This is a genomic window from Micromonospora sp. NPDC000316, assembly GCF_042898885.1.
Lineage (GTDB): Bacteria > Actinomycetota > Actinomycetes > Mycobacteriales > Micromonosporaceae > Micromonospora.
In genome coordinates this window covers 1-1,119 of record NZ_JBIAZG010000046.1, presented here as the reverse complement: position 1 = coordinate 1,119, position 1,119 = coordinate 1, and the positions used below count along the sequence as shown (strand labels likewise).

The window sequence follows — 1,119 nt, the reverse complement described above, 5'->3', positions numbered from 1 at the left end:
CGGAACGTGTCAAGGGATTGAGGCCAACGGGAGTTAAGCGGCTTGTCGTTGTGGCTCGGGCTTGTTGATCCAGACCTGTTCGGGCAGGTCGAGGATCTTGGGTAGGGGCGGGGTGGTGCCGAACCGTTCCGGGTGCGCGGTGCGGGCTGCGGCGAGGGTGTCCTCGCGGTGGGCGCGGACGGTGTGGTGGCGGCCGTGGTGGACGTCGGCGGGGGTGTGCAGGCCGATCCCGGAGTGTCGGTGGGCGTGGTTGTACCAGGTGACGAAGTCGGTCATGAACGCCCGTGCCTGGGCGAGGGACGCGAACCGGTCCGGGAAGACCGGCGCGTACTTCAACGTCTTGAACCAGGCCTCGCTGTACGGGTTGTCGTTGGACACCTTCGGCCGGGAGTGCGAGCGAGTGACGTCGAGGTCTTCGAGGAGGTCAGCCACCGATTTCGAGGTCATCGACGTGCCGCGGTCGGCGTGCACGACGTGCGGGACGCCATGGACACCGAACACCTCGCGCATCATGTCTTCGGCGAGGGGGCCGGACTCGCGGGCGTGCACCCGGGCACCGACGATGTACCGGGAGTAGATGTCGATCATCACGTAGGCGTCGTAGTAGACGCCCTTGACCGGTCCGGCCAGTTTCGTGATGTCCCAGGTGTAGACCTGCCGCGGGCCGTCGGCGACCAGCTCGGGACGCTGGCGGGCCGGGTGCCGGGCCAGCCGGCGGCGCTCGCGCACCTGCGCGTGCTCACGCAGGACCCGATACATGGTGGCGATCGAGGCGACGTACACGCCCTGGTCCAGCAGCGCCGCGTAGATCTGGGCCGGGGCCGCGTCGACGAACTCCGGACTGTTCAACAACCGCAGGACCTGCTCGCGTTCGGCCGGGGTGAGCGCGTTCGCCGGCGCTCGCCGCATCGGCGGGGCCGGTGTCGGCCGCCGCCGGTCACGCTCCGCGCTGGACCGGGCGATCCCAGTCAGCCGCTTCGCGTCCCGCGTCGTGATCCTCGCGCTGGTCAGCGCATGATAGGCGGCCATCAGCGCCTGCCGAGCCCGAACACGTCCGGACCGTCCGGCTCGCTCCTGGAGATGTCCTCCAAGAGCTCGCGCGCTTTTCCCATGATCGTC

1 protein-coding gene is annotated in these 1,119 nt (G+C 69.2%); it reads right to left on the bottom strand.

Annotation, left to right across the window (positions count from 1 at the left end):
* Positions 1-33: 33 nt before the first annotated feature.
* On the bottom strand, positions 34-1,119 hold a 1,086-nt coding region (locus tag ACFY2Q_RS29500; RefSeq protein WP_387135937.1), incomplete at its 5' end, for an IS3 family transposase.